Annotated in this window: 3 protein-coding genes; 2 read left to right on the forward strand and 1 reads right to left on the reverse strand. The window is 35.8% G+C overall.

The window, feature by feature from the left end:
• The first annotated feature begins 287 nt into the window (after positions 1–287).
• Complete coding sequence (locus L1267_RS23485) at positions 288–1,343, forward strand: DUF2066 domain-containing protein (RefSeq protein ID WP_235384415.1); 1,056 nt, start codon at positions 288–290, stop codon at positions 1,341–1,343.
• A 17-nt stretch (positions 1,344–1,360) separates the two neighbouring features.
• Positions 1,361–2,053, forward strand: coding sequence for a DnaA regulatory inactivator Hda (gene hda, locus L1267_RS23490; protein ID WP_213018564.1), 693 nt, complete (start codon positions 1,361–1,363; stop codon positions 2,051–2,053).
• Positions 2,054–2,108: 55 nt separating this feature from the next.
• On the opposite strand, the gene L1267_RS23495 is transcribed toward hda, so the two are convergent.
• Positions 2,109–4,394, reverse strand: coding sequence for a hypothetical protein (locus tag L1267_RS23495; protein WP_235384417.1), 2,286 nt, complete (start codon positions 4,392–4,394; stop codon positions 2,109–2,111).
• Between the last annotated feature and the right edge of the window lie 461 nt (positions 4,395–4,855).

Raw genomic sequence — 4,855 nt, forward strand, 5'->3', positions numbered from 1 at the left:
GTAGTGAAACGAAACAGCGCCGATGATAGTGTGGCATTTGCCATGTGAAAGTAGGACATCGCCAGGCTCCAAATTAGAGAAAGCCCGATTCGAAAGAGTCGGGCTTTTTTGCGTTTAAGCTATCCACTTCAGATGCCCTGTTCAACCTACGTCAGGCTTTAAACGTTACTCTCGCTACTCGCTAACTAACTCATCACTCACTCATCTCCCGTTCATTAAATTAACTTTGCTTTGTTTATGGCTTTGATTTAGGATCAAACCAGTTTAAAAGCAAGAATTAATGGCCTGTGTCTAGATTACTTATTTGTTTATTATTATTTTTTTCTAGTGTTTCAACTTTTGCAGTTGAGGTGACTAATCTATACCAAGATACTCTGAAAGTTGCTGATAAATCGCGAGATGCTCGATTAGCTGCTAGTCGTGAAGCACTTCTTAATGTATTGGTTAAAGTGACGGGTGATACATCAGCAGATCAAAACCCTGTTGCCAAAGAGCGTACCCGCGATATTTCAGACTATATGCTTAAGTTTGAATATGATGAAAAGCCAGATGGTACTTTAAACTTGGTTGTTAAGTTTGAAGCTAATAAAATTAATGCATTAATAAAGGATTTAAATCTGCCTTTATGGGGAACACGACGTCCGCTAGTAGCTATCTGGTTAGCTATAGAAGATAATTGGCGACGTGAGCTCGTTACGCAAGAAAGTTACCCACAACTTGAGCAATTAATCTATGATAAGGCAGACAGACGTGGCTTGCCTGTGGTTGTGCCATTACTTGATTTGCAAGATCGTTCTATTGTTGGCATACCCGAAGTATGGGGAAATTTTTCTGAACCAGTAGAGCAAGCATCAAGTCGTTACAGTGCAGAGCGTAGTATCACAGCTCGAATGTATCAGCAGCAAGATTCTGAAACTTGGGTGCTTGATTGGCGTTTTACAAATGCAGAATTATTTGAAACAAATCGATTAGTTGGTGATAAGCAACAAATTGTTGCAGATATGGTCGATAATTTAGCGGGCGGTTTAGCACAAGAGTATGCTATTGACCCTACCATGATTGGCCAGCTTGCAACTGCAACATTTTACCTAAAAGGTATTGATAACTTTGTAGATATTGAAGTTGCAAAACGTCGTTTAGAAAGTTTAAGTGTTGTAACTCGAGCTGAAATCACTATCCGAAAACCTGATACTGTACAGTTTACTGTAAATCATACTGGCAGTATGAATGATTTCAGAAAAGCTCTCGAGTTAGACAGTGCGTTTAAAGCTTATCAAGATCCTCGTGATTTTTATCAGGTGGTAACAGGTGATGAGTTAGAATATCAGTGGCAAGGGCTTTAAAACACGTGCAAGAACCTATGCAAATGGCATTACCGGTTACATTACCCGATGATGAAACATTTACATCTTACTTTGGTGGTGAGAACTCGCTTGAAGTCAGTCATCTTAAAGATGCGTTCACAAAGCTCAATAATAAGTTTCAATATACCTACTTATGCGGCTTAGGTGATTCTGGTAAATCCCATCTCTTATACGCGACTTGTATTCATGCTCAAGAGCATGGTTTATCGACGATGTTACTGTCGATGCGCGAGGTGATTGATTTTGGCCCTGTGGTACTCGAAGGCCTCGAAAACCTTGACGTTTTATGTATCGATGACGTGCACTTAGTGGCAGGTAATGATGCATGGGAGAAGGGGCTATTTAACTTTTTTAATCGCTTTAACGAGCCTGGTAAATATCTTGTTGTAACAGCCGATCTATTGCCTGATATGTTGCATATAAACTTACCAGACTTAGTATCTCGACTAAAATGGGGTACCACATTACAAATTCGCTCAATGAGTGATGATGATAAAGCAGAGGCACTTGTACGCCGCGCACACATGCGTGGTCTTGAACTGACCGATGAATGCGCGCGCTTTTTATTAACGCGATTAAGCCGTGATATGCGCGCTTTACTCGATGTTTTAGACAAACTTGACCATGCCTCGATGGCCGCACAAAGAAAATTAACAATTCCCTTTATAAAATCAACGTTAAAATTATGACCAAATAGTAATTATTTTTCATGTTCGGCTTTAAATAGCCGAACATGACTTTAATTTACTTTCTAAAAACCTTAAGGTTAATTTTTTTGCATGTATAAAGTGCAGCCAAAATAAGGAACAACAGAATCCCTATTGAGCCACCAGAACTATTTTTGGGTTCTTCAATAATAGTGTTGTTACTTGCCTTTATATCAATACTAAAATTCCATGTGTATGTGTCAAAACCATTATCAACAACCAACTTTATATTACTAAACAATCCTATATCTTTATCGCTTGGAGTTCCAAAGAGTACCCCAGACTCTTTATTTACTTTTAACCATTCAGGGTTATTCATTATAGTAAAGCTTAGTGGAAGAGAGGTTGGTTGCTCTATTGTTGGAATAAACTCAAACTCTTCATCAGTAGAAAGTTCAAATTCCTCTGGCATTTCATTAACAAAATCAGCAAGTTTATACGTGTATAGGTTCAGAATAGCTAATTCTCTTCCTATATAGGTGTTATTAACCTTAGCATCTTCTGCATTCAGAACTAGCTTAGAAATATTATTTACAACTGAGTCTATAGAACTTAAGCTAACTTCTAGAAAGTTATTGTTTGAATAAACTTCAGAAATTTTTGAGAAGTCCTCAGAAATATCATAGGTTTTTATATTTCGATTATGAAAAGATATTACTTTAAGTGTTGAACTGAAAGGAATTGAAATTATTTTGTCGCCATTAATATTTTGCAAAGGAAGGTTACTTACTTCATCAGTATCATTTTCTAACTTGTAAATACTGTTGAACGAATGTGGGATGAAGTATAAGTCTTCGTTATGACTAAAAGCATTCGTAATTGGCTCTTTTTTCTCACCAGAGCCATAAAAGTTAATCTCCCCATTATCTGTTGATGAAAAATTGTAATACCACTGTGCACCGAAAATGTAGACTCTATCTTTATGTTTATAAATGCAATTTTCACATCTAAAGTTGTCAGTTATACCTTGGTTTTCAGCAGAGAAAACAGTATTGATATTGCCATCAATTAATTCATAAAGAGTCAAATCGTTTTTGCTGTACGCATATATCGTTTCACTTTGCATAAACCAAACGTAATCTATTGAAGCGTATCTGATTTTATTATTATTGTAAGTTTCTAGCTCGTCTAATTCTTTAGTATCCCAATCGTACTTCCATTTTTTAATTAAGCCATCTGAGCTTTCAGAGATAAAAGTGAAATTTTCGCTGAAATGAACTGGAGAAATTTGTTTTAATCCAGTCAATACTTCATGTTGTATGAATGCTTTTGTATTAACGTCAAACGTTGTAAATTGATTCCTGTTTTTTAGGATAAGAAGGTTATTTTGACTTTGTTCTGGTAAAGCATCAGTAAACACGGCATCGCTAAGTTTGTTTACAGTATTTGCTACAGAATCATAGTACCACAAATTGTAATTAGGGTTATCCGTCGCTATGAGAAAGAATTTTTCACCTGCAAAATCAAATGGTACTATATTTTCTAAACTCGAGTTTCTGTCACTTGAGGTTTCTTCTCCTTTTAACTCAATTTGTGACAAGGTTTCTGAGTTTCTATCAAATTCCCAATAATATCCATTTTGTGAAAACAAAATTGAATTTGAATCGGTATCTAAAATATTTATTGCGTAGTTTGATGAGGCGGGAAGTTTAAATAGATGCTGTATAGTGCCATCTAAAGAAAGAAGATTTAGGCCTCTTGTGCCGTCAGAATGGATATCGATGATAAATGCTTCATTATTAGAAATTTTAGAGTTAGCATCAATGATGTTATTTGTAGCAACCTTCGTACTTATTAAAGATTGACTTTCATCGTCAAAAGTCGCTAATTCTAATATTGTTTCACCTAACTGTGTATCTGTAGATATATTTAGCAGCCTAAATTTATTGTCCATTACTCCAGCACTGATTATATTTGATGTTCTGGCGGGTTTTGTATCTTCAATAATATCGAAAGAAGACTCGTTTTTTGACACTATTAGCCGATTATTACCATATAATTTGTTTTCATCATATATATAAACTGAGTCAGCTGTGGGGTTTGAAGCAATGTGAAGTAAATTGTCGCCGTTTTGACGTGAAAGAGTCAGCTCCGAAGTAAAGTCATTGCTATATCTGTTAAAAGCACCATAATTCCCATTCTTACAGCCTGATTTCACTTGACACTGGAATGTATATACATAAGAGCCTGAAGTAATTACTTCCGAAACATAAGGTAGGGATGATCTTCCAATATTAGTGTAGATGACTTCTTGAGACTCGTTTGTAGAAAAGTTGTAATGAATCAAAAGCCCATCAATATTGTATCCTTTTCTATCATACAATTCATAAGTGTCGAAGCTTCTTAGTCTGTCATAATAAAAGCGTGTTTTTGCAATGTATAAATTGTTCCCATTAACTTCTAAACTACCTGAGTTACAACTTACGTCTCTTAGTAAATTTTTAGTGTTATTTTCTTCAAGTAATATGAGCTCACACTGGTCATTTTCACTTAACTCGTTAAATATAAACTTCTTACCATTTATATTAACGTAACCTACAACCTTAGGTGCATAGTTTTTAAACTTCTCTCCTATCGGAGTAGACTGCTGATTATTTCTGTTGTAAAACCATATGTCTTCGCGAAATGTATCTCCATCGCCTTGTTGTGAAACAGAATATACCCGTGATCATTGAAGGTGCTTGATTTTCCGTAAAAATAGGATCATGCTACGCCACTATGAAAGTAACGCTATCTCCACAGAAGAAACAAGAACTCGAACAGATGCACGATTCCGCTCGTGAC

The sequence above is a fragment of the Pseudoalteromonas sp. OFAV1 genome, assembly GCF_021532595.1.
GTDB classification, from domain to species: domain Bacteria; phylum Pseudomonadota; class Gammaproteobacteria; order Enterobacterales; family Alteromonadaceae; genus Pseudoalteromonas; species Pseudoalteromonas lipolytica_C.